Origin of the sequence: Prolixibacter denitrificans (genome assembly GCF_003014495.1) — a bacterium.
GTDB classification, from domain to species: Bacteria; Bacteroidota; Bacteroidia; order Bacteroidales; family Prolixibacteraceae; genus Prolixibacter; species Prolixibacter denitrificans.
In genome coordinates this window covers 1-1,813 of record NZ_PYGC01000026.1, presented here as the reverse complement: position 1 = coordinate 1,813, position 1,813 = coordinate 1, and the positions used below count along the sequence as shown (strand labels likewise).

Annotated in this window: 1 protein-coding gene and 1 rRNA gene; one reads left to right on the top strand and one right to left on the bottom strand. The window is 50.9% G+C overall.

Annotation, left to right across the window (positions count from 1 at the left end; translation table 11 throughout):
* Positions 1-18: 18 nt before the first annotated feature.
* Positions 19-1,540, bottom strand: a 16S ribosomal RNA gene (locus CLV93_RS19965).
* Positions 1,541-1,555: 15 nt separating this feature from the next.
* Between CLV93_RS19965 and CLV93_RS20410 the strand changes: the two genes are divergently transcribed.
* Positions 1,556-1,813 (top strand): hypothetical protein (locus CLV93_RS20410; protein WP_211297930.1); only part of this gene is annotated, 258 nt, incomplete at its 3' end.

The following is a 1,813-nucleotide window of genomic DNA, read 5'->3' as shown; positions in this document are numbered from 1 at the left end:
CTATCGTGTCGGCTCCAGAAAGGAGGTGTTCCAGCCACACCTTCCGGTACGGCTACCTTGTTACGACTTAACCCCAGTCATTGGTTTTACCCTAGGCCGCTCCTTGCGGTTGCAGACTTCAGGTACCCCCAACTTCCATGGTTTGACGGGCGGTGTGTACAAGGCCCGGGAACGTATTCACCGCGCCATGGCTGATGCGCGATTACTAGCGAATCCAGCTTCATGGAGTCGGGTTGCAGACTCCAATCCGAACTGAGACCGGCTTTTGGGATTAGCATCCTGTTACCAGGTAGCTGCCCTTTGTACCGACCATTGTAACACGTGTGTAGCCCTGGACATAAGGGCCGTGCTGATTTGACGTCATCCCCACCTTCCTCTCACCTTACGGTGGCAGTCTCGCCAGAGTCCTCAGCTTGACCTGCTAGCAACTGACGATAAGGGTTGCGCTCGTTATGGGACTTAACCCGACACCTCACGGCACGAGCTGACGACAACCATGCAGCACCTTGTAAAACGCCCCGAAGGGAAGTCACCTTTCGGCAACGGTCATTCTACATTTAAGCCCAGGTAAGGTTCCTCGCGTATCATCGAATTAAACCACATGTTCCTCCGCTTGTGCGGGCCCCCGTCAATTCCTTTGAGTTTCAACCTTGCGATCGTACTCCCCAGGTGGATAACTTAATGCTTTCGCTAAGCCGCTGACTGTGTATCGCCAACAGCGAGTTATCATCGTTTACGGCGTGGACTACCAGGGTATCTAATCCTGTTCGCTCCCCACGCTTTCGTGCATCAGCGTCAGTTACGCTTTAGTAAGCTGCCTTCGCAATCGGTGTTCTGAGTAATATCTAAGCATTTCACCGCTACACTACTCATTCCGCCTACCTCAGGCGCACTCAAGCTATACAGTTTCAATGGCAGTTCTACAGTTGAGCTGCAGCATTTCACCACTGACTTATATAGCCGCCTACGCACCCTTTAAACCCAATGAATCCGGATAACGCTTGCATCCTCCGTATTACCGCGGCTGCTGGCACGGAGTTAGCCGATGCTTATTCCTGCAATACCGTCAAATCACTACACGTAGTGACCATTCTTCTTGCAGAAAAGCAGTTTACAACCCGTAGGGCCGTCATCCTGCACGCGGGATGGCTGGTTCAGGCTCTCGCCCATTGACCAATATTCCTCACTGCTGCCTCCCGTAGGAGTCTGGGCCGTGTCTCAGTCCCAGTGTGGGGGATCATCCTCTCAGAACCCCTAGGCATCGTCGCCTTGGTAAGCCGTTACCCTACCAACAAGCTAATGCCACGCATGCCCATCCTGTACCGCCGAAACTTTATTCTGTAAAACATGCGAATCACAGAAACCATGGGGTATTAATCCGGATTTCTCCGGGCTATCCCCCTGTACAGGGCAGGTTGCATACGCGTTACTCACCCGTGCGCCACTCGTCAGCGTCCCGAAGGACCTGTTACCGTTCGACTTGCATGTGTTAAGCCTCCCGCTAGCGTTCATCCTGAGCCAGGATCAAACTCTTCGTTGTAATCAAAAAGTTTAAATGTCTATTTGCCTGGCACGATCAGTTTTTTCCTCTAAAAGAAAATTGAACTTCTGGTGCTTATCTTCTTTCCTTTTCAATATTTTCAATGAACTTGTATTCTTCTTAAATCTTCGCTCCTTACTGCCCAACCCTTCAGTTGCCGTCGGACGGGCCGAAAAAAGCGTTGCAAAGATAGAAATCTTTTCGCGTTATCTCCAAATCTTTTTTCGCCTTTTTCTCAAAGCTTCAGTACCCGGAAATCAACGCCCGTTTTTT